The sequence below is a fragment of the Bradyrhizobium erythrophlei genome, assembly GCF_900142985.1.
Lineage (GTDB): Bacteria > Pseudomonadota > Alphaproteobacteria > Rhizobiales > Xanthobacteraceae > Bradyrhizobium > Bradyrhizobium erythrophlei_B.
Window position 1 is genome coordinate 1,129,234 of sequence record NZ_LT670849.1, and the last position, 20,326, is coordinate 1,149,559.

Below are 20,326 nucleotides of genomic sequence, written 5' to 3' on the forward strand. Positions count from 1 at the left end.
CCAACCAGATACCCACCTCGTGGCGGCTGCCGCTCAATTGCCTTTTGGTTTAGGTTATCCGCATCGATTTCCCATCAGGAGTTTGTTTCCATGTCCGGCTGGATCGTCCTCGGCGTCATCGTCGTTCTCGTGCTGTTTGCCTTCGGGGCCTATAACCGGCTGGTCGCGCTCGGCCAGCGCGTCAACCAGGCCTTTGCCGATATCGACGTGCAGCTCAAGCAGCGTCACGACCTGATCCCCAATTTGGTCGAGACGGTGAAGGGATATGCGGCGCACGAGCGCGGCACGCTCGACGACGTCATCAAGGCACGCAACTCGGCGATGTCGGCACAGGGACCGGCACAGGTGTCGGCGGCGGAAAACCAGCTTTCCGGCGCGCTCGGCCGGCTGATCGCGCTGTCGGAGGCCTATCCGGACCTCAAGGCCAACGCCAACTTCCAGCAACTGGCGAGCGAATTGTCGGATCTCGAAAACAAGATCGCGGCGAGCCGCCGTTTCTTCAACAATGCGGTCCAGGAATACAACACCGGTATCCAGCAGATGCCGGCGGCGTTGTTTGCCGGCATGTTCGGCTTCACGCGCAAGGATTTCTTCGACCTCGGCGCCAGCCGCACCGAAGTCGAGGCCGCGCCGCAAGTGAAATTCTGATCGCACGAATGACGGTCCCGCCTCATGGCCGCCTACGGTCTCTACACGCATATCGCGGCCAACAAGACCCGCTCGATGCTGTTGCTCGGCGGGCTGTTCGTGCTGGTCTATGTGATGGTCTATGCCGGCGCGCTGATCGCGGAAGTGCTGAGCTATGGCGGCGCGCCGGCTGACTATTACCTCGCGGCCGCCGCGCGCGACCTGATCAAGGCATTTCCGTTCGCCACCGGCGGCACGCTGCTCTGGATCGCGATCGCCTATTTCTTCCATCAGTCGATCGTCGATGCCGTGACCGGCGGCGAGGACGTGACGCGGCAGCAGCAGCCGCGGCTCTACAATCTTCTGGAAAATCTCTGCATCTCGCGTGGCATTCCGATGCCGAAGCTGAAGATCATCGAAAGCGAAGCGCTCAACGCCTTTGCGACCGGGCTCAACCAGCGCCAATACGCCGTCACCGTCACTACCGGTCTTCTGGCCGCGCTGAACGACCAGGAGGTCGAGGCCGTGCTCGGCCACGAACTCACCCACATCCGCAACGGCGACGTGCAGATGATGGTGATCGCCGTGATCATCGCCGGTGCGGTCGGCTTCTTTGCCGAGCTGTTTTTCCGAAGCTTCACCAATTTCGGCTACTACGGCGGTTATGGCCGGAACTCGTGGTCGTCGTCGGACAGTTCTTCCTCATCGTCCGACAACAGGAAAAGCTCCGGCGGCGGGGCCGTCATCGTCATCATCATTGCGGTTGCGCTGATCGCGCTCGCCTGGCTGTTGTCGCAGATGGTGCGATTGGCGCTGTCGCGCTCGCGCGAATATCTCGCCGATGCAGGCTCCGTCGAGCTGACCAAGAATCCCGACGCCATGATTTCGGCGCTGCGCAAGATCGAAAACCGCGGCGAACTCCCTGGTGCGACCTCGGCCGTCATGGAATTGTGCCTCGACAACCCGCGCGAAGGCTTTTCCGACCTCTTTGCCACCCACCCTTCCGTCGACGCCCGCGTCCAGGCGCTGGTGAAGTTTGCCGGCGGGCACGATCCCGGCCCGATTGCGCTACCTTCGGACACACCCGACGACCAGACGCAAGGTACCGGCGATCAGGCCCCGCCGCCTTTGCCGAAGGGCCCCTGGAACGACGCCACCGACCCGGCCGGCGGCGCCTTGCCCGCCCCAACTTCGGGTCCCTGGGGCAGTTCGACCGGTTCGTCGGCCGAGCCCTCGAGCGGCCCTCCTTCGGGGCCACTTTCCGGACCTTGGGGCCGTCACTAAAGCCTCATTAGCGCTGAAAATAATGCGGGCGGCCACCTTGAGGCCGCCTTCTGCCGTTAACGACGCCGCAAGATTGGGGCAACCCGGCCTCTAATGAATTGAATTCTCCCCTGTTTCTGCCATCTTCGCACCCAATGAAGGCAGCGGGAGCTTCGATCTCATCGGAGACGCCCGGTGAAACGATCCAGTCGCTTGGGGAATTCGGGACATATCCGGGATCAAACCCGGTCGTTGCGGAACCGGATGTCCGGTTTGGCGAGAGATATGTGCCCAACAGGGATACAGGTAGGTTCATGGCGAAGCCGGCAGTAATCGTGGTAGGTGCTGACAAGGGCGGGGTCGGCAAGACGACCGTCTCCCGCACGCTTTTGGATTATTTCAGCGCCAATAATGTTCTGACCCGCGCGTTCGACACCGAGTCGCCACGCGGCACGCTCAAGCGCTTCCATCCCGACATCACCGAGATCGTCGACATGACGACGACCTCGGACCAGATGAAGATCTTCGACACGCTGAACTCGGTCAGCCCCTCGGTCACCGTGATCGACGTCCGCGCCGGACTTCTTTCGCCCGCGCTCGCCTCCTTGCGCGACATCGGCTTCCTCGACGCGGCCAAATCCGGTCAGATCACGTTTGCCGTGTTCCACATCCTCGGACCGTCGATCGCCTCGCTGGACGAAATCGCGGAAACCTCGAATTTCATGGCAGGCGCCCGCTATTTCCTGGTGAAGAACTTCATCAACGACACCCAGTTCTTCCAGTGGGACCAGGCGACCTACAATTCGTATTTCCATCGGATCAAGGATGCGACCGACCTTGTCATCCCGAAACTGAACGAAATGGCCTACGAGCAGGTCGAGGTCGCCTCCGTCCCGTTCCTGAAATTCGTCGCCAACAAGGGCATCAGCGACGATGCGGCGAACTATTCTTTCGTGCTGCGCGGCTATGTCCGGCACTGGCTCGCCAATGTCTGGGCCGAGTACGATCGCATCAAGCTCACCGACATCGTCGGCTCCACCAAGCCGAGTTCACGCGGCGGCGAAAAATAAATTGCGCGCCACGCCCGATTGGGCTGGAATGGATGTGAACTCCACTAGTGCGGCGAATTTGAAGTTCCTATCAGTTTTGCTGCGAGTTCGTCATAGGAACTTCAAATTCAAAAGCCGCACTAGAAAATATTGTATTCTAGTGAAGTTTTGGATTTGACATTCGCTTCGCGGACTCGCGGTAATGTGGGTAGCGAATGTCAAATCCACTCCACTAGTATAGCGCGTGATGCGCCAGACACCCGTTTACATCGTTTGCTCGCCGCGCCCGCTCGTCGGCAAGACGCTGGTCGCGCGCCTGTTGAGCGAATTTCTGTTGCTGAAGAACGGCAACGTGCTGGCCTTCGATGTCAATCTGAAGGAGCCGTCGCTCCTCGAATATCTGCCCGACATCACCGAAACCGCCGAAGTCGACGACACCTTCGGCAAGATGGCGCTGATGGATCGCGTGATCATCAATGACGGCGTCGCCAAGGTGATCGACCTCGGTTTTCACGTCTTCGACGAATTTTTCGAAATGACCGAGGAGATCGGGTTTGTGAAGGAAGCGGTCCGCCGCGGCATCACACCCGTCGTGCTGTTCCTCGGCGACACCGACCGCGTCTCGGCGCGAAGCTATCCGACGCTACAGCGCCAGATTCCGCGAAGCTCGCTGGTGACCGTCGACAACGAATATATCGTGCGTGGCGAAATGCCGGAGGCTTTCACCACGGGCAAGACTCTGCACATCGGCGCGCTGCCGACGTTTCTCAAGACCTATGTCGACCGGCTCTCCTTCTCGTTCACCGACTACCTGCGGAACGAGAGGGATACGTCCACCGAGCTGCATCAGTGGATCCGCCGCAACTATATGAGCTTCCGTGAGCTCGAACTGAGTGTGATTCTTCAAGGGTCCTAGTTGTCGTCCCTGCGAAAGCAGGGACCCATACGCTGCGGCCGCTCAATTTGCGTTGGGGGTGGACGGCGTTCCAACAACTAGCATCGGTGGTTATGGGTCCCGGCGTACGCCGGGACGACGCGCGATAGTTTTCGGGCGCCTCAGTGTCCGTCGAACGACATCAGCGTGCGAACCGCCACATCCATTGCGCGTAATTTGGCAGCACCACCGAGCTCGGGCAAATCGACGATGAAGCAGGCGGCCACCACGTTGGCGCCGATCTGGCGCAACAATTTGACTGCGCCCTCGGCGGTGCCGCCGGTCGCAATCAGGTCGTCGACCAGGATGACGCGCTCGCCGGGGTGGATCGCATCGACATGCATTTCCATTTCGTCGACGCCGTATTCAAGCGAGTAGGCGATGCGCACGGTGGTGTGCGGCAGCTTTCCGCGCTTCCTGATCGGCACGAAACCGGCGGATACCTGATGCGCCAGCGCGCCGCCCAGAATGAAGCCGCGGGCCTCGATGCCCGCGATCTTGTCGATCTTCGATCCGGCCCAGGGCTGCACCAGCTCATCCACCGCCCGGCGAAACGCCCGCGCATCGCCAAGAAGCGTGGTGATGTCGCGAAACTTGATCCCGGGCTTCGGATAGTCCGGGATGGTGCGAACGGTGGACTTCAAGTCGTATTCGGCGGTCATCGTGGCCTCTCAAATCCTGTTCGTCATCTTCAATTCGATGGCGCGCGAAGCGCAATTGTCATGCATTGAGCCGGAACGCATTTTCGACGATACGCAGGCCTACTTCGCCGCCGAGCGACATCAGGGATTCCGGGTGAAACTGCACGCCGGCCACCGGGAGCGTCTTGTGCTCGAGCGCCATCGCCACGCCATCCTCGGTACTTGCGGTTACCTGTAGCACATCCGGCATGCTGTCGCGCTCGACATAAAGCGAATGATACCGCCCGATCACGATTTCATTGGGCAGGTTCTTCATCAACCGCCCGCCCCTCACCTGCACCCGCGACGGCCGGCCGTGCGCCGGCTGCTGCAATTGCCCCAGTTGACCGCCGAAATATTCGCCAATCGCCTGCACGCCGAGGCAGACGCCGAAGATCGGCAGCTTCCTGGCCAGCGCCGTATCGATCGTGGCCGCGATGCCAAAATCTTCCGGCCTTCCCGGACCGGGCGACAGCACCAGCAGGTCGTAACGGCCACTCTCCAGCATTTGCTGGGCATGGACGTAGCGGACGACGGTGACGCTGGCGCCGACCTGGCGGAAATAATCCGCCAGCATGTGGACGAAACTGTCGTCGTGGTCGATCAAAAGGACCCGCTTGCCGGAACCGGTCGCATCCGGCGCAAAGGCCGACAGCGGCTTTGCCGGATCGCCGCGCAACGCCTGAAACAGGGCGGCCGCCTTGACCTGGCATTCGCGATCTTCAGCGGCAGGATCTGAATCGAACAGGCAGGTCGCGCCGACGCGCACCTCGGCGATACCGTCCTTCATGCGGATGGTGCGGATGGTGAGGCCGGTGTTGATGCCGCCGTCGAAATTCACCACGCCGATCGCACCGGCATACCAGCGCCGCGGCGAGCGCTCATGGTCCTCGACGAACTGCATCGCCCACTTTTTCGGCGCCCCCGTCACCGTGACCGCCCAGGCGTGGGTGAGGAACGCGTCGAGCGAATCGAAGCCCGGCCGCAACATGCCCTCGACGTGATCGACGGTGTGAAACAGCTTCGAATAGGTCTCGATCTGACGCCGCGCCAGCACCTTGATCGTGCCGGGCACGCAAACCCGCGCCTTGTCGTTGCGGTCGACGTCGGTGCACATGTTGAGCTCGAATTCGTCTTTCTGCGAATTCAACAGTTGCCTGATCTGCTCCGCATCGCCGATGGCGTCGACGCCGCGCGCAATGGTGCCGGAAATCGGGCAGGTCTCGATCCGCCGTCCGTCGGAACGCACGAACATTTCCGGCGAGGCCGACACCAGAAATTCGCCGTCGCCGAGGTTCATCAGCGCGCCGTAAGGCGACGGATTGATCACACAAAGCCGCTGAAACACTTCGGCCGGCGAACGCGCGCACGGCTCGCCGAACAGCTGCCCCGGCACCGCCTCGAACAGATCGCCGCGGGCAAAAGCGGCGCGCGCGGTCTCGACGGTCGCCTGATATTCGCCGGCTGCGTGGTCGGAGAAAGCCTGCCGGGATGTGCGCGCATAGACGCTGTCAGATGTGTCGCGCGACAGCCCCTCCGACGACTTGCCGTTCCAGGCAAACTCGTAGCTCAGGACCGCCCCGCGCGCGGTGGCACGATCGTAGGCCAGCAGTCGGTCGGGCACGAACAGCACGATGTCGCGCTGGTCGTCCTCGCGCTTGCGCTTCTGCACGAGGTCTTCGATCTGAAATACGAGGTCGTAGGCAAAGGCGCCGAACAGGCCGAGCAGCGCATCGTCGTTCGAGCCGAAGGCCACCACCATGTCACGCACCAGCGACATGACGCTGGCGCGGCGGGTGCGCTGATCCTCATCGACCGGCGCATCGCCGCGCAGGATATGCCCCGAAAGACGGCTGGCGGTACGCCCGGTAATGACCACGCTGGCGTCGGAGAGCACGTCGCCGAGGAAAGCGATCAGGACCTCGCCGCGCGCGTTGAGCGCGGACAGCGAAAAGTCCACACCTGACGTCTGCAATTGAAGCGGCGGATCGGCAAAGCCGAGGTCGAAGCTCTCGTAGCGGCCCGGCACCGTCGTGCCGGATGACAGCACCACGCCACGGCGGCGATCGAGCAGTTCGATCAGGTCGTCGAGCCGGCTGGCGCCGCCCGAGAAATGCTCGACCGAACGCCGCACCAGGAGACCGCCGCGGGTGCGGTACTCGCTCCGGTCAGGCAGGGAGAAAACGGTCCTGTTCATGTGATCCTCTTACGAAAGTTGCTGAGGGAACGCCACACAGGACAAACGAAGGCCGCCTGCGATGGCGGCCCTTGAGCGATGAAAGTTAACGCAAAATCGCACCGGCCACCTCTTTTAAGAGGTGCGCCACCAACGACGTGAGGGGCAAACGGCGGTGCTCATGGCCGGTTACTCACCATGGCCGCTCACGCCCGTCAAGGGTAAACGGGCGCGAGACTTCCGCCGCGGGAGGCTGAAAGCCCTAGCCCAAGTGCTTGCGGAAGAACGTGGTCGCTCGTTCCCACGCCAGTTCCGCCGCCTTGCGGTCGTGCACCGACATCCGCTGCTCGTTGACGAAGGCGTGGTCGGCGTCATAGCGGAACAGCTCGAGCGACTTGCCTGCTTCCTTCATCGCCTTCTCGAAGCCATCGACCAGTTGCGGCGTGCACCAGTCGTCCTTGCTGGCGAAATGCGCCTGCAAGGGAATCTTCACGTCCGCAGGTTTGGCGGCGGCCTCCGGCGGAATGCCATAAAACACCACGCCGGCGGCAAGTTCCGGAATTTTGGTCGCGCCGATGATGGTGACCGCGCCGCCGAGACAGAAGCCGGTCAGGCCGACCTTGGCGCCGTTGCGCGACAGATATTGCGCAGCCCCGCGCACCGTCTGCGTCGTCGCGTCCATGAAGTCGAGCGAGTTCATCTCTTTGCCGGCGGCATCCGTGTCGTGATACGGCACCACCGTGCCCTTGTAGAGATCGGGCGCCAGCGCATCGAAGCCGGCGCGCGCAAAGCGATCGCACAGGCCCTTGATCTGGTCCTGAAGCCCCCACCATTCCTGGATCACGACGACCCCCGGTGCGTCGCCCTTGGCTGCATTGGCGAGATAGCCGTGCGCTTCCTTGCCGTCGGGACGTTTGAAAGCGATGCTGGTGCCCATGTTTCCTCCAGTGGTCGCCGACATTCTGTCCGCAGGCGACATCGGACGCAAATCACTTCGTGTCGGAGACGTGCCCCGGATGCTGCGCAGCGCCATAAGCGCGTTCACGCGCGTCTTTCGACGCGCTATGTCTAGCGGCGTGGGGCGCTGCTGATCCGGGGGCCCAAGGTCGTAAAAACATGGGTCCCGGCTCTGCGGAGCAGCGCAAAAGCGCTGCGCCGGGTCCGGGACACGCAGCCAACAAAAAAGCCCCCGGAACCGGGGGCTTTTCTATTCGTGACCGCAAAGGATCAGTGCGCGTCGGCCCAGACCCTCTTCTTGGTGAAGTACATCAAGCCGGCAAACAGGATCAGGAACACGAACACCTGCATGCCGAGTTGCTTGCGGGCCTCCATTTTCGGCTCAGCCGCCCACATCAGGAAGGTTGAGATGTCGTGCGCATATTGTTTCAGCGTCGCCGGCGAACCATCGTCAAACGTCACCTGTCCGTCGGTCAGCGGCTTCGGCATCTTGATCGCGTGACCGGGGAAATACTTGTTGTAGTAGGTCCCTTCCGGCAGCTTCGCATCAGCCGGCTTCTTCTCATAGCCTTGCAGGACCGCCGATACGTAGTTCGGCCCCTGCTCCTGGAACTGGGTGAAGAAGTCGAAGATGAACTTCGGGAAACCGCGCTCATAGGAACGTGCCTTCGCGATCAGCGAAAGGTCCGGCGGCAGACCACCGCCATTGGCCGCGCGGGCCGCCTGCTCGTTCGGGAATGGCGACGGGAAATAGTCCGCCGGCCGGCCGGGCCGGTCGAACATGTCGCCAGCGTCGTTCGGGCCGTCCTTGATCTTGTATTCGGACGCGAACGCCGCCGCCTGCGCCACCGAATAGCCGGGGCCGCCGGCATCTGCGAGATTGCGGAACGAGATGTAGGACAGCCCGTGGCAGTTCGAGCAGACTTCCTTGTAGATCTTCAGGCCGCGTTGCAGGGAGCCGCGGTCGAACTTGCCGAACGGACCGGCAAATGACCAGCTTTGCGACGGCGGCGTTTCCTGTTCTTCGGCCTTTGCGTTCTGCGCGCTGCCGGCAATCAGGCCGCCCGCAATCACAAAGGCGACCGCGACCGAGGCGACCTTCTTGCCGTACTTGGCAAGCACGTCGTCGGCGATCGAGTTCGGCACCGGCCGCGGCGTTTCAATCCGCGACAGCAGCGGCAACAGGATCAGGAAGTAGGCGAAGTAGCAGACCGTGAGGATGCGGCCGAGGATCACGTAGATGCCTTCCGGCGGCTGGGCGCCGAGATAGCCGAGCACGATGCAGACGGCCACGAACATCCAAAAGAACTGCTTGGCGAGCGGCCGATACTTCGACGAACGCGTCTTGGCGCTGTCGAGCCAGGGCAGGAAAACCAGCACGATGATCGCCGAGAACATCGCGATCACGCCTGCGAGCTTGTTCGGGATCGAACGCAGGATCGCGTAGAACGGCAGGTAGTACCATTCGGGCACGATGTGCGCCGGCGTCACGCCGGGATTGGCCGGGATGTAGTTGTCGGCGTCGCCGAGATAGTTCGGCATGTAGAAGATGAACCAGGCGTAGAAGATCAGGAAGCAGGAAACGCCGAACATGTCCTTGATGGTGGCGTAGGGCGTGAACGGCACGGTGTCCTTTTCCGTCTTCGCCTCGACGCCGGCCGGATTGTTCTGGCCCGCGACATGAAGCGCCCAGACGTGCAGCACGACGACGCCCGCGATCACGAACGGCAACAGGTAGTGCAGCGAGAAGAACCGGTTCAGCGTCGGATTGCCGACCGAGTAGCCGCCCCAGAGCAGCGTCACGATGCTGTCGCCGACATAGGGAATCGCGGAGAACAGGTTGGTGATGACGGTGGCGCCCCAGAAGCTCATCTGGCCCCACGGCAGCACGTAGCCCATGAAGCCGGTCGCCATCATCAAGAGGTAGATGATGACGCCGAGAATCCACAGCACCTCGCGCGGTTCCTTGTACGACCCGTAATACAGGCCGCGGAACATGTGGATGTAGACGGCGAAGAAGAACATCGATGCGCCGGCGGCATGCATGTTGCGCAGCAGCCAGCCGTAATTGACGTCGCGGACGATCAGTTCAACCGAGCGAAAGGCGAGATCGGCATTCGGCGTGTAATGCATCGCCAGGATGATGCCGGTGAGGATCTGCACGCCGAGCATCAGCGACAGGATGGCGCCGAAGGTCCACCAGTAGTTGAGGTTGCGTGGCGTCGGGTAGGCGACGAAAGAGGAATGGACGAGGCCGAAAATCGGAAGACGCCGTTCAATCCACTTGATCACGGGGTTGGTGGGTTGGAAGTCGGATGGTCCGCTCATGCTGCGATCCCTAGGGAATTAAGACGACGTGACAGGCGTTAAGGTCCGGGGCGCGGAAGCGCCCGGGCCTTAGCCGATCTGGATTTTAGTGTCGGAAACGAATGTGTAGGGCGGGATGGGCAAGTTGGCCGGCGCCGGCCCCTGGCGGATACGACCGGAGGAGTCGTATTGCGAACCGTGGCAGGGGCAGAAGAAGCCGTCGTAGTTGCCCTCATACGCGATCGGGATGCAGCCGAGATGGGTGCAGATGCCGATGACGACCAGCCATTGATCGTGACCCGCCTTGACCCGGGACTCGTCGGAGGCCGGATCCTTGAGGCTGTCGACGGCGACGCTGCGCGCCTCCTCGACCTGCTTCTTGGTGCGGTTCATGATGTAGATCGGCTTGCCGCGCCAGAACACCTTGATGTCCTGCCCTTCGGCGATGGGCGCCAGATCGACTTCGATCGGCGCGCCGGCCGCGATCGTCGAGGCGTCCGGATTCATCTGGGAAACGAACGGCCAGAGCGTTGCCAGACCACCGACGGCGGCTGCGGCGCCCGTTGCAACGAAAAGGAAATCACGGCGTGTCGGATGTTCCGCCGAAGACGCTGTCGTCACGATTCCAAACCCTTTCATAGCTTACCGCCGGTGGAACCGCCCCGGTGACCGGGAGGCTGCCGGCGCCCGCGACCCCCGCGGCGGCAGAAATGACTGCCTTTTTCCGACCCCATCGGAGATAAGGAACAGTCCAGAATCGTTCTATTGGCACCCTTGCCGGAATAGCGCAAGCCCGCTATCGGCTGCCCCGCGTGCAATGCACTAATTCCGCGCAACACGGCATTTTTTCGCATATCCCGGCGGCGGATCCCCTTATGAAATCGACATGACAACCCGCCCCTGGCACACCCACTGTAGAATCGAATGCAGATCGCGCTCTACCAGCCTGACATCCCCCAGAACACCGGCACGATTCTGCGACTTTGCGCCTGCATGGGCGTCGCGGCCCATATCATCGAGCCTGCGGGTTTTGCGGTATCGGATCGGAATTTTCGCCGCTCCGGGATGGACTACCTCGACCAGGTCGACTGGCGGCGCCACGATTCCTGGACCCAGTTCGAGGAATGGCGCCGCTCCGCCGGTCATCGCCTGGTTCTGTTCACGACCAAGGGCGCTACGCCATATCTTGATTTCCGCTATCAGGCGTCGGACATCTTGTTATTCGGGCGGGAAAGTGCCGGCGTTCCGCAAGGCGTGGCGGAAGCAGCCGATGCGCGGGTCGTGATCCCGATCCGGCCCGGCCTGCGTTCGCTCAATGTCGCAATGGCCGCCGCCGTGGCGCTTGGCGAAGCGCTTCGGCAGACCGGCGCCACGCCGGCGCACACTTCGGACTGAGGTCTCGTGAATGGATATTTCCAAGCTCGATGAACGGAAGGCACAGGCGAGAGCCTGGTTCGAAGACTTGCGCGACGACATCTGCGCCGCCTTCGAGCGGCTGGAAGACGAAGCGCCGGCCACCCTATACGCCGGCGCCCCCGGCCGTTTCGTCCGCACGCCCTGGCAGCGCACCGACGCCGCCGGAAAACCCGGCGGCGGTGGCGTGATGGGCATGATGCACGGCCGGCTGTTCGAGAAGGTCGGCGTGCATTGCTCGACCGTTCACGGCGAGTTTGCGCCCGAGTTTCGCGCGCAGATCCCTGGAGCTGCCGACGATCCCGCGTTCTGGGCGTCGGGCATTTCGCTGATCGCCCACTTGCGCAATCCGCACATCCCCGCGGTCCATATGAACACGCGCTTCATCGTCACGACCAAGGCCTGGTTCGGCGGCGGTTCGGACCTGACGCCGGTACTTAGCCGGCGGCGCACCCAGGAAGATGCCGACACGATCGCCTTCCACGCGGCGATGAAAGCAGCCTGCGACGCCCATGCGCATCTGGCGCCTTACGACAAATACAAGAAGTGGTGCGACGAGTATTTCTACCTGCCTCACCGCAACGAACCCCGCGGCATCGGCGGCATCTTCTACGACCATCACGATTCCGGCGACTGGGACGCTGATTTCGCCTTCACGCAAGACGTCGGCCGTGCATTTCTGAATATCTATCCGGAACTGGTACGGCGCAACTTCGCGACGCCGTGGACCGAGGCCGATCGCGAGGAGCAACTGATCCGCCGCGGCCGCTATGTCGAGTTCAACCTGCTTTACGACCGCGGCACCATTTTCGGTTTGAAGACCGGCGGCAACGTGGACTCGATCCTCTCCTCGATGCCGCCCGAAGTGAAATGGCCCTGAGGCCTTCGCAGCGTGAATTTTACGGCTTGCGTTCGCGGGTCACGCGGGCTGCGGCCTGATCGGCGATCGCATCGAGTGCGCCTTGGTCGAGCGGGAAATCGGCGGCGAGCCAGGCATCTTCGGCGAGCGCCAGCGCCTGTCCGAGTTCAGGTCCCTGCGCCAGGCCGCGCGCCAGAAAATCAGCGGCCTTCAGCGGAAATTTCGGCGCGCTCCAGTACCCCGGCAGGCTTGCGAGTTCGCGCCATGACGCATCGTCGCTGCCCTCGCCCGAGCGCGCCCAGGCGAGCATCAGGCGGTCGCGGTAACGCTCTTCGCCCAGACGATAGAGCCTGCGCTTGGCACGCGCCTCGTCCATTCCGCCAAGACGCCACCAGCGATGGCCCATGGAATCCAGCGCTTTGGTCTCAGCATTGGTCAGCCGCAGCCGCGAGGCCAGGCGTCTCGCATCCTCGGTGACGGCGACCGCAAGCGCGCCCAGCCTTCGGACCGGATCGGGCACCAGACCCAGCGCATGCTCGATCGAAATCAGTTTCGCAAACGGCCCGGTATAGGCGATGCCGCCAAAGATCGGCAGCAACAGTCCGCCATCTGCCATCGCATCGACGGCAACGACGGCGCCATCGGCGACCATCAGTTTCAATATTTCGACGCGAATACGTTCCGCGGACAGGCTCGCAAGGCCGGCTTGTCCACTGATGCAGGCAAGGTAACTCGCGCGATCGGGTTCGCCCACACCGTACGCCGCATGAATGCGGAAGAAGCGAAGGATGCGCAGGTAATCCTCTTCGATCCGCCTTGCAGGTTCGCCGATAAAGCGCACGCGCCGCACCGCGATGTCCTCGAGGCCGCCGACGTAGTCATGAACGCAGCCTTGGGCGTCGACCGACAGTCCGTTGATGGTGAAGTCGCGCCGCTCGGCATCGCGCACCCAGTCGCGGCCGAATGCGACCTTCGCCTTTCGTCCGAACGTCTCGGTATCCTCGCGCAGCGTCGTGACCTCGAAAGGCACGGCGTCGACCACGAGCGTCACCGTGCCGTGCTCGATGCCGGTCGGCACGCTCTTGATGCCGGCCGCTTTCGCGCGGCGGGTGACTTCTTCCGGCAAAGCGGTGGTCGCGATGTCGATATCGCCGATCGGCCGGCCAAGCAGCGCGTTGCGGACCGCGCCGCCAACGACGCGCGCTTCCTCGCCGTCCGTATTGAGCAGTTCGAGCACGCGCGCGGCAGGACCTGATTTCAGCCATGGCGCATCGTCCAGTCGGCGCATGCTACTCATTTCTCGACCCCGGGAATGAGCTTGCCGTTCTCGATATGGGCGGGAACGTAGGTCGAGTTGGGCGGTGCGCCGGAAAACTGGGCCAGCATGATCAAACTGACGACGACAAGCAGCAGCGAACCGAGCAGCAATCTTCCGACGATGACGACCGGCCAGGACGACCGTATCAGCAGTCCGGAACGGGTCGCGATCAAAAACAGCGCGTAGACCACGAACGGGATCAGAAAAATTCCGATCTCGGTCAGGGCCTGACGGATCATGGCGTAAAGATCCGTTCGTACAGCACGCGAAGGATACCGGCGGTCGCGCCCCAGATGTAACGCTCGTTATAGGGCATGGCGTAGTAGAAGCGTTCCACGCCACGGAACTCCTTGCTGTGAAGCTGGTGGTTCGCCGGATTCATCAGAAACGCCAGCGGCACCTCGAAGGCATCGTCGACTTCCGCGGCGTTGATGCGCAGATCAAAGCCGGGTTTGACCTTTGCCACCGTCGGCAGGATGCGAAAACCGAAGCTCGTTCCATACAGATCGAGATAGCCGATCGGATCGACGAATGGGCGGGTAAGGCCAACCTCCTCTTCCGCCTCGCGCAACGCCGCATCGAGCGGCGAAGCATCCGCCGCATCGATCTTGCCGCCCGGAAAGGAAATCTGACCGGCATGGTCGTTGAGGTGCGCCGAGCGCTGCGTCAACAGCACCGTTGGCTCCGGACGATCGATAACCGGAATCAAGACGGCCGCGGGACGAATCGGCTGTTCGCGCGACAGAATCGCAAGCATGCGGTCGGTGCCCCGATCGCCGCTGGCCGGGATTTCATCCGGATCGGTCAGCCCCGGGGGAATGTCGAAGCGCAGCCGCGCACGGGCCCGATCGAAAAACTCCGCCGAACTGATTGCGGCGGGATCGTTCACCGCCATTGCCTCACTCAAAGTGCGCCCCTTACCGCTTCCGCATCCGCCATCGCAAAAAACACACCTGACGATGCGACCCCGAACATCTCGCGACCATCGACCATCCGTTCCTCGCCGATGTCAACCAGATCATAATAGAGCGCGCGCGTGACTTTCGCCCAGAGGTCGGCGCGGACATGCAGGTAAGGCGTCAGTCCGCCGGCGGCGGACGCTTCAAACCGCAATGGGTGAGCGGAATCGCACGCCACCCAGTCGTCCACGTTGGTGCGAAAGCGCAGGGACCAGCCCTCCTGGCTCTGCTCCTTGAGCATTTCGACGGCCAGAAACGGTGCATCGTCAACACGGATGCCGACCTTTTCCACCGGTGTCACCAGGAAGTGCTTGCCGTCCTCGCGCTTGAGAATGGTCGAAAACAGGCGCACCAAAGCTGGCCGGCCGATGGGCGTGCCCATATAGTACCAGGTGCCGTCGGCTGCGATTCGCATGTCGAGATCGCCGCAAAAGGGCGGATTCCACAGATGCACCGGAGGCAGGCCCTTTCCGGGCGTAGCGGCGTTTGCGGCGCCCTTCGCTGCCGCAGTCAGGCCTTCAAGACTTCGAACCGGTTCCCGCCCTTGCTTCGCCATGGTTTGCCGAGAGGTTGAACGTTCCAATATAGGAACGCATTAACGGATGCTTGGTTTGGCACGATTGGTGCAGGCAAATAAATACCTGAACAAATATCCGATTGCTGGCATCACAGCGTTACGATTTGAGCAAATTCGGCCGTATTTCCCCGAACAAAGTCGCCATATCGTGATGCCGCACCGACCCCGAAAGACCGATAATGTGGGGATAGCATAATTGAACGAATACACGGCGTTGCCGAGAGTTTAGCATGTGCCGGATGGAAACTAGTGGAGTGGATTTGACATTCGCTGCCTGCCTAGCCGCGAGTTCAAAAGCGAAGGTCAAATCCTAAACTCCACTAGAAACATATGTTTGCTAGTGGCCCTTTGATTCTAACATTCGCAAAGTGGCCGCTGAGAAGGAATGCGAATGTTAGAATCAAAGGGCCACTAGGCTTGAGCTTGAAGGAGAACGGAATGGCTGGCGCAGACTCGGTCGGTTCAGGCAGTGTCGAGAAGCTCGAGGACGTCATCGTCCGGTCGGCCGAACAAGTCGCCGGCCAGGTCCGCGCGGCCAAGGCAGCCATCGCCACCGTCATCTTCGGTCAGGATCGCGTCATCGAGAACACGCTGGTGACGATCCTCTCCGGCGGTCACGCACTTCTGATCGGCGTGCCCGGCCTTGCCAAGACCAAACTCGTCGAAACGCTCGGCGTCACGCTCGGGCTCGACGCCAAGCGCATCCAGTTCACGCCGGACCTGATGCCCTCGGACATCCTCGGCGCGGAAGTGCTGGATGAAAGCAATTCCGGCAAGCGTTCGTTTCGTTTCATTTCCGGCCCGGTGTTCGCGCAACTCCTGATGGCCGACGAAATCAACCGCGCCAGCCCGCGCACGCAATCGGCGCTGCTTCAGGCGATGCAGGAACAGCACATTACGGTAGCCGGCGCCCGCCACGACCTGCCGAAGCCGTTCCACGTGCTCGCGACCCAGAATCCGCTGGAGCAGGAAGGCACCTATCCGCTGCCGGAAGCGCAGCTCGACCGCTTCCTGATGGAAATCGACGTCGACTATCCCGACCGTGACGCCGAGCGGCGGATCCTGTTCGAAACCACCGGCGCCGAAGAAACCGCACCGAAAGCGGCGATGGATGCCGAGACACTGCTGACGGCGCAGCGGCTGGTGCGGCGTCTGCCGGTCGGCGATTCCGTCGTCGAGGCGATCCTGTCGCTGGTGCGCTCGGCGCGCCCCAGCCCGGAAGGCGGCGAAGCCGGCAAGCTGATCGCCTGGGGACCCGGACCCCGCGCGAGCCAATCGCTGATGCTCGCCGTCCGCGCCCGCGCGCTGCTCGACGGACGCCTGGCGCCCTCGGTCGACGACGTGCTCGATCTTGCCGAACCCATCCTCAAGCACCGCATGGCGCTCACCTTCTCCGCGCGCGCCGAAGGCCGCAGCATTCCCGACGTCATCAAGCAGTTGAAGACACGGATCGGCTGATGGCCACAGCCGCCGAGCACAGCGCAAAGGAGATCGCAGCAGTCCGACGTGCCGATGGCGAAAGCCGAACGCTCGCCGCATCGCTGCCGCGCCTTGTGCTGGAAGCCCGGCGGATCGCAGCCAACGTCATTCACGGCCTGCACGGGCGCCGGCGCGCCGGCGCCGGTGAAAGCTTCTGGCAATACCGCCGCTTCGTTTCCGGCGAACCTGCGCAGCGCGTCGACTGGCGCCGCTCGGCGCGTGACGACCATCTCTATGTACGCGAGCAGGAATGGGAGGCCGCACACACGATATGGATCTGGCCGGACCGTTCCCCATCGATGGCTTTTGCGTCAAAGGAGGCGCGCGACAGCAAGCTTGAGCGCGCATTGATCGTCACCTTTGCGCTTGCCGAGTTGCTGGTCGCGGGCGGCGAGCGGGTCGGCATTCCCGGTCTCGTCAGTCCGACGGCAAGCCGCGCCATCATCGACAAGATGGCGCAGGCGATGCTGCACGACGATGCGACGCGGCTGAGCCTGCCGCCCTCTTTCGTGCCGTCGCCACTTTCCGAAATCGTCGTGCTGTCGGATTTCTGGTCGCCGATCGGCGAAATTCGCAACATGCTGGCGACATTGTCGGCCTCAGGCGCGCACGGCACGCTGATTCAGGTCGTCGATCCCGCGGAAGAAACCTTTCCCTACGCGGGACGCGTCGAGTTTGTCGAACCGGAAGGCGGCGACATCATCGTCGCGGGCCGCGCGGAACGCTGGGCCAGCGATTATGTCGAGCGCGTCGCGCTGCATCGCGAGCAAATCCGCCTCGAGACCGGCAAGCTCGACTGGCTGTTTTCCACCCACACCACCAACCGTTCGGCGGCTGAGCTGCTGCTGTTCCTGCATTCGGGCATGATGGTCAGCAAGGGCACGGCGCTCGGCGTCATCGTCAAAGCGGGGCGCAGCGCATGATCGCAGGCCTGCCGCTTTCCTTTGCCGAGCCGCTGCTGCTGTTGGGACTTTTGAGCCTGCCCGTGCTGTGGTGGCTGTTGCGGGTGATCCCGCCACGGCCGCGGCGGATCGAGTTTCCGCCGACCCGGCTGCTGTTCGACATCGCACCAAAGGAAGAGACGCCCTCGCGCACCCCGTGGTGGCTGACGGCGCTGCGCCTCGCCGCCGCCGCGCTGATCATTCTGGCCGCCGCAGGACCGATCTGGAATCCTCCGCTCGGCGTGTCCGCCTCACGTGCGCCGCTCGCGATCCTGATCGACGACGGCTGGAGCGCGGCTTCGACCTGGGATGCGAGGGTGCGAGCCGCGGACGAACTGATTTCCAATGCCGACAACGACCGGCGCGGCATCGCCCTGATCCCGTTGTCGGAGCCGACGCGCGATATTACGATCATGCCGGGCGGTACGGCGCGCGTCGCCTTGCGCCAGCTTTCGCCAAAACCCTATTCGATCGATCGGTCCGAGACGCTTCCGATCATCGATCGATTCCTGAAGGCGACCGGCGAGTGCGACCTCGTCTGGCTGTCCGATGGCGTCGACAGCTTGCGCGGGCCCGAGTTCCTGCAGGGCTTAAACAAGGTCGTCGGCGATCGCGCGCTCACGGTGTTTGAAGGCGGCACGCCGCCGGCGCTGGCGCTGGCGGCGGCCGAAAATGCGGCGGCCAAGATGACGGTGAAGGTGCTCCGCGCCGACGGCGGCGTTACCAGCGGCGTGGTGCGCGGGCTCGACCAGAAGGGTTCACCGGTCGGCGAAGCGCGTTTTGCGTTTGCGCCGGGCGATCGCGAGACCGAGGCATCGTTCGACCTGCCGGTCGAACTGCGCAACGACATCGCGCGGCTCGAAATTTCGGGCGAGCACTCGGCGGGCGCGGTTCAACTGCTCGACAAGCGATGGCGCCGCCGCGCCGTCGGCGTGGTTTCCGGCGCGACGAGCGACACCGCGCAGCCGCTGTTGGCTTCGACGTTCTACCTCGCGCGGGCGTTGGCGCCGTTCGCCGACGTGCGGCAGGGGGACCGCGGCGCGCCGCAGCAGGCGATCTCGCAATTTCTCGACCAAAAACTGCCGATGATGGTGCTGGCGGATGTCGGCACCCTGTCGCCGGAAATTCGCGAACGGATCAACGCCTGGATCGAACGCGGCGGCGTGCTGGTGCGCTTTGCCGGTCCTCGCCTCGCGCAAGCCGACGACGATCTGGTGCCGGTGAAACTGCGCCGTGGCGGCCGCAGCCTTGGCGGCAGCCTGACCTGGGAAAAGCCGCAACATCTCGCAACCTTCGCCGCCGACGGACCGTTTGCCGGCCTTGCCGTGCCGAAGGACGTCACTGTCAACCGCCAGGTGCTGGCCGAGCCCGACGCGGTCTTGCCAACCAAGAGCTGGGCGTCGCTGGAAGACGGCACGCCACTCGTTACCGGCGAACGCCGCGGCAAGGGAATAGTGGCTCTGTTTCACGTCAGCGGCGACATGAAATGGTCCGACCTGCCGATGTCGGGCTCTTTCGTCGAAATGCTGCGGCGGATCGTCGATACGTCCGGCTATGCGTCGGGTCCGGCCCCGGGCGCCACGACGGAGGCGAATGCCGAGACGGTGGCGCCGCTGCGCACGCTCGACGGCTTCGGCGCGTTCGGACCGCCGCCCTCGACGGCCAAACCGATCCAAGCCGATTTCCGCGAGCACGCGACACCGGACCATCCGCCCGGATTTTACGGCCCTGCCGATGGCCCGCTTGCGGTGAATACGCTTGCCGCGACAGACCGCATCACGCCGCTTGATCTGTCGTCGCTGCGCGCAAGGCGCGCAAGCTACACCAATTCCGAGCCACGCGACCTGCGCGGCATGCTGCTGTCGTCGGCGCTGGCGCTGTTCCTGATCGACGCCATCATCGTCGCATTGCTCGGCGGCGGCATCGCAAGCCTGTTGCGGCGGCGCGCGGCGCCGGCTGCGCTGTTGCTGGCGCTGCTCTTGCCGCTCGGCCTGCCGTCTCCGACGAAAGCCGACAGCACGACCGACGAATTCGCCATCAAGGCCACGAGCCAGACCCGCCTCGCCTATGTGCTGACCGGCAATAACGACGTCGATTCGATCGTGAAGGCGGGAATGTCCGGTCTCACCTTGTTTCTCGCGCAACGCACTGCGCTTGAAGCCGGCGATCCCGTCGGCGTCGATCCGGCCCATGACGAGCTCGCCTTTTTCCCGCTGATCTATTGGCCGGTCGTGCCGGGCGCCCCGAAGCCGGCGCGCGAGGCCATCGACAAGATCGACGCCTACATGAAACAGGGCGGCACGGTGCTGTTCGACACCCGCGATGCCATCGAGGCCCCGCCCGGCGACAACGGCGCATCGCAAACGCCGGGCATGCAGAGCTTACGCGAAATTCTTTCCTCGCTCGACGTGCCCGAGCTCGAGCCGGTGCCACGCGAGCACGTCCTGACCAAGACGTTTTATCTGCTGCGCGACTTCCCGGGCCGCTTCGACGGCGGCCAGACCTGGGTCGAAGCCCTGCCGCGCGACGAGGACGAAGACAGCGCCTCGCATCCGGCGCGGGGCGGTGACGGCGTCTCGCCGATCATCATCACCTCCAACGATCTCGCCGGCGCCTGGGCGATACGGCCTGACGGGCAGCCGATGCTGCCGCTGTCGCCGGGCGAGCCGCGGCAGCGCGAATTCGCCTTCCGCGCCGGCGTCAACATCGTGATGTACACGCTGACCGGCAACTACAAGGCCGACCAGGTGCACGCGCCGGCCCTGATCGAACGGCTGGGGCAATGAC

General features: G+C 63.2%; 18 protein-coding genes. 9 read left to right on the forward strand and 9 right to left on the reverse strand.

Annotation, left to right across the window (positions count from 1 at the left end; genetic code table 11):
- Positions 1–90 precede the first annotated feature (90 nt).
- The 4 genes from BUA38_RS05215 to BUA38_RS05230 all read left to right on the forward strand — a co-directional run bounded on the left by BUA38_RS05215 (position 91) and on the right by BUA38_RS05230 (position 3,855).
- The gene (locus tag BUA38_RS05215) at positions 91–648 is read left to right on the forward strand and encodes a LemA family protein (protein WP_072817007.1); all 558 of its coding nucleotides are present in this window, start codon (positions 91–93) and stop codon (positions 646–648) included.
- Between the two features lie 24 nt (positions 649–672).
- On the forward strand, positions 673–1,911 hold the full coding sequence (locus BUA38_RS05220; RefSeq protein ID WP_072817008.1) for a M48 family metallopeptidase: 1,239 nt from the start codon (positions 673–675) through the stop codon (positions 1,909–1,911).
- A gap of 293 nt (positions 1,912–2,204) precedes the next feature.
- Positions 2,205–2,960, forward strand: coding sequence for a hypothetical protein (locus BUA38_RS05225; protein WP_072817009.1), 756 nt, complete (start codon positions 2,205–2,207; stop codon positions 2,958–2,960).
- A 226-nt stretch (positions 2,961–3,186) separates the two neighbouring features.
- Positions 3,187–3,855, forward strand: coding sequence for a hypothetical protein (locus tag BUA38_RS05230; protein WP_072817010.1), 669 nt, complete (start codon positions 3,187–3,189; stop codon positions 3,853–3,855).
- A 140-nt stretch (positions 3,856–3,995) separates the two neighbouring features.
- On the opposite strand, the gene BUA38_RS05235 is transcribed toward BUA38_RS05230, so the two are convergent.
- From BUA38_RS05235 to petA, 5 genes are all read right to left on the reverse strand, one after another.
- Positions 3,996–4,535 (reverse strand): adenine phosphoribosyltransferase, encoded by a 540-nt coding sequence (locus BUA38_RS05235; RefSeq protein WP_072817011.1) that lies wholly within the window; start codon positions 4,533–4,535, stop codon positions 3,996–3,998.
- Positions 4,536–4,593: 58 nt separating this feature from the next.
- Complete coding sequence (locus BUA38_RS05240; protein ID WP_072817012.1) at positions 4,594–6,750, reverse strand: anthranilate synthase component I; 2,157 nt, start codon at positions 6,748–6,750, stop codon at positions 4,594–4,596.
- Positions 6,751–6,991: 241 nt separating this feature from the next.
- Positions 6,992–7,666: a dienelactone hydrolase family protein gene (locus BUA38_RS05245; RefSeq protein ID WP_072817013.1), complete on the reverse strand. Its 675-nt coding sequence runs from the start codon at positions 7,664–7,666 to the stop codon at positions 6,992–6,994.
- A 290-nt stretch (positions 7,667–7,956) separates the two neighbouring features.
- Complete coding sequence (locus tag BUA38_RS05250) at positions 7,957–10,014, reverse strand: cytochrome c1 (RefSeq protein WP_072817014.1); 2,058 nt, start codon at positions 10,012–10,014, stop codon at positions 7,957–7,959.
- A 69-nt stretch (positions 10,015–10,083) separates the two neighbouring features.
- A complete protein-coding gene (gene petA / locus BUA38_RS05255; protein WP_156898920.1) occupies positions 10,084–10,614 on the reverse strand; it encodes a ubiquinol-cytochrome c reductase iron-sulfur subunit in 531 nt (176 codons plus the stop codon).
- A 303-nt stretch (positions 10,615–10,917) separates the two neighbouring features.
- Here petA and BUA38_RS05260 point away from each other — a divergent pair, with 303 nt between their 5' ends.
- On the forward strand, positions 10,918–11,388 hold the full coding sequence (locus BUA38_RS05260; RefSeq protein ID WP_072817016.1) for a tRNA (cytidine(34)-2'-O)-methyltransferase: 471 nt from the start codon (positions 10,918–10,920) through the stop codon (positions 11,386–11,388).
- A gap of 10 nt (positions 11,389–11,398) precedes the next feature.
- Positions 11,399–12,286: an oxygen-dependent coproporphyrinogen oxidase gene (gene hemF / locus BUA38_RS05265; RefSeq protein ID WP_072817017.1), complete on the forward strand. Its 888-nt coding sequence runs from the start codon at positions 11,399–11,401 to the stop codon at positions 12,284–12,286.
- Positions 12,287–12,305: 19 nt separating this feature from the next.
- On the opposite strand, the gene BUA38_RS05270 is transcribed toward hemF, so the two are convergent.
- From BUA38_RS05270 to BUA38_RS05285, 4 genes are read right to left on the reverse strand one after another with little or no spacing between them, the layout of a single operon-like run.
- Positions 12,306–13,562, reverse strand: coding sequence for a CCA tRNA nucleotidyltransferase (locus tag BUA38_RS05270; RefSeq protein WP_072817018.1), 1,257 nt, complete (start codon positions 13,560–13,562; stop codon positions 12,306–12,308).
- The gene (locus tag BUA38_RS05275) at positions 13,559–13,822 is read right to left on the reverse strand and encodes a DUF6111 family protein (RefSeq protein WP_072817019.1); all 264 of its coding nucleotides are present in this window, start codon (positions 13,820–13,822) and stop codon (positions 13,559–13,561) included. The genes BUA38_RS05270 and BUA38_RS05275 overlap by 4 nt, the downstream gene beginning before the upstream one ends.
- Entirely contained in the window at positions 13,819–14,478 is a 660-nt protein-coding gene (locus tag BUA38_RS05280; protein WP_425304944.1) for a CoA pyrophosphatase, read from the reverse strand. Before BUA38_RS05280 ends, BUA38_RS05275 begins: the two co-directional genes overlap by 4 nt.
- An 8-nt stretch (positions 14,479–14,486) precedes the next feature.
- Positions 14,487–15,098 (reverse strand): DUF1285 domain-containing protein, encoded by a 612-nt coding sequence (locus BUA38_RS05285; protein ID WP_072817021.1) that lies wholly within the window; start codon positions 15,096–15,098, stop codon positions 14,487–14,489.
- Positions 15,099–15,557: 459 nt separating this feature from the next.
- On the opposite strand from BUA38_RS05285, the gene BUA38_RS05290 reads away from it, so the two are divergent.
- From BUA38_RS05290 to BUA38_RS05300, 3 genes are read left to right on the forward strand one after another with little or no spacing between them, the layout of a single operon-like run.
- A complete protein-coding gene (locus BUA38_RS05290) occupies positions 15,558–16,577 on the forward strand; it encodes an AAA family ATPase (protein ID WP_072825842.1) in 1,020 nt (339 codons plus the stop codon).
- Positions 16,577–17,521 (forward strand): DUF58 domain-containing protein, encoded by a 945-nt coding sequence (locus tag BUA38_RS05295; RefSeq protein WP_172805982.1) that lies wholly within the window; start codon positions 16,577–16,579, stop codon positions 17,519–17,521. Before BUA38_RS05290 ends, BUA38_RS05295 begins: the two co-directional genes overlap by 1 nt.
- Complete coding sequence (locus BUA38_RS05300) at positions 17,521–20,325, forward strand: DUF4159 domain-containing protein (protein ID WP_072825843.1); 2,805 nt, start codon at positions 17,521–17,523, stop codon at positions 20,323–20,325. Before BUA38_RS05295 ends, BUA38_RS05300 begins: the two co-directional genes overlap by 1 nt.
- Position 20,326: the final 1 nt, after the last annotated feature.

Bases quoted from the DNA above. Each gene is read 5' to 3' on its own strand.
- BUA38_RS05215 (WP_072817007.1), top strand. From the start codon at position 91: ATGTCCGGCTGGATCGTCCTCGGCGTCATCGTCGTTCTCGTGCTGTTT.
- BUA38_RS05220 (WP_072817008.1), top strand. From the start codon at position 673: ATGGCCGCCTACGGTCTCTACACGCATATCGCGGCCAACAAGACCCGC.
- BUA38_RS05225 (WP_072817009.1), top strand. From the start codon at position 2,205: ATGGCGAAGCCGGCAGTAATCGTGGTAGGTGCTGACAAGGGCGGGGTC.
- BUA38_RS05230 (WP_072817010.1), top strand. From the start codon at position 3,187: ATGCGCCAGACACCCGTTTACATCGTTTGCTCGCCGCGCCCGCTCGTC.
- BUA38_RS05235 (WP_072817011.1), bottom strand. From the start codon at position 4,535: ATGACCGCCGAATACGACTTGAAGTCCACCGTTCGCACCATCCCGGAC.
- BUA38_RS05240 (WP_072817012.1), bottom strand. From the start codon at position 6,750: ATGAACAGGACCGTTTTCTCCCTGCCTGACCGGAGCGAGTACCGCACC.
- BUA38_RS05245 (WP_072817013.1), bottom strand. From the start codon at position 7,666: ATGGGCACCAGCATCGCTTTCAAACGTCCCGACGGCAAGGAAGCGCAC.
- BUA38_RS05250 (WP_072817014.1), bottom strand. From the start codon at position 10,014: ATGAGCGGACCATCCGACTTCCAACCCACCAACCCCGTGATCAAGTGG.
- BUA38_RS05260 (WP_072817016.1), top strand. From the start codon at position 10,918: ATGCAGATCGCGCTCTACCAGCCTGACATCCCCCAGAACACCGGCACG.
- hemF (WP_072817017.1), top strand. From the start codon at position 11,399: ATGGATATTTCCAAGCTCGATGAACGGAAGGCACAGGCGAGAGCCTGG.
- BUA38_RS05270 (WP_072817018.1), bottom strand. From the start codon at position 13,562: ATGAGTAGCATGCGCCGACTGGACGATGCGCCATGGCTGAAATCAGGT.
- BUA38_RS05275 (WP_072817019.1), bottom strand. From the start codon at position 13,822: ATGATCCGTCAGGCCCTGACCGAGATCGGAATTTTTCTGATCCCGTTC.
- BUA38_RS05280 (WP_425304944.1), bottom strand. From the start codon at position 14,478: ATGGCGGTGAACGATCCCGCCGCAATCAGTTCGGCGGAGTTTTTCGAT.
- BUA38_RS05285 (WP_072817021.1), bottom strand. From the start codon at position 15,098: ATGGCGAAGCAAGGGCGGGAACCGGTTCGAAGTCTTGAAGGCCTGACT.
- BUA38_RS05290 (WP_072825842.1), top strand. From the start codon at position 15,558: ATGGCTGGCGCAGACTCGGTCGGTTCAGGCAGTGTCGAGAAGCTCGAG.
- BUA38_RS05295 (WP_172805982.1), top strand. From the start codon at position 16,577: ATGGCCACAGCCGCCGAGCACAGCGCAAAGGAGATCGCAGCAGTCCGA.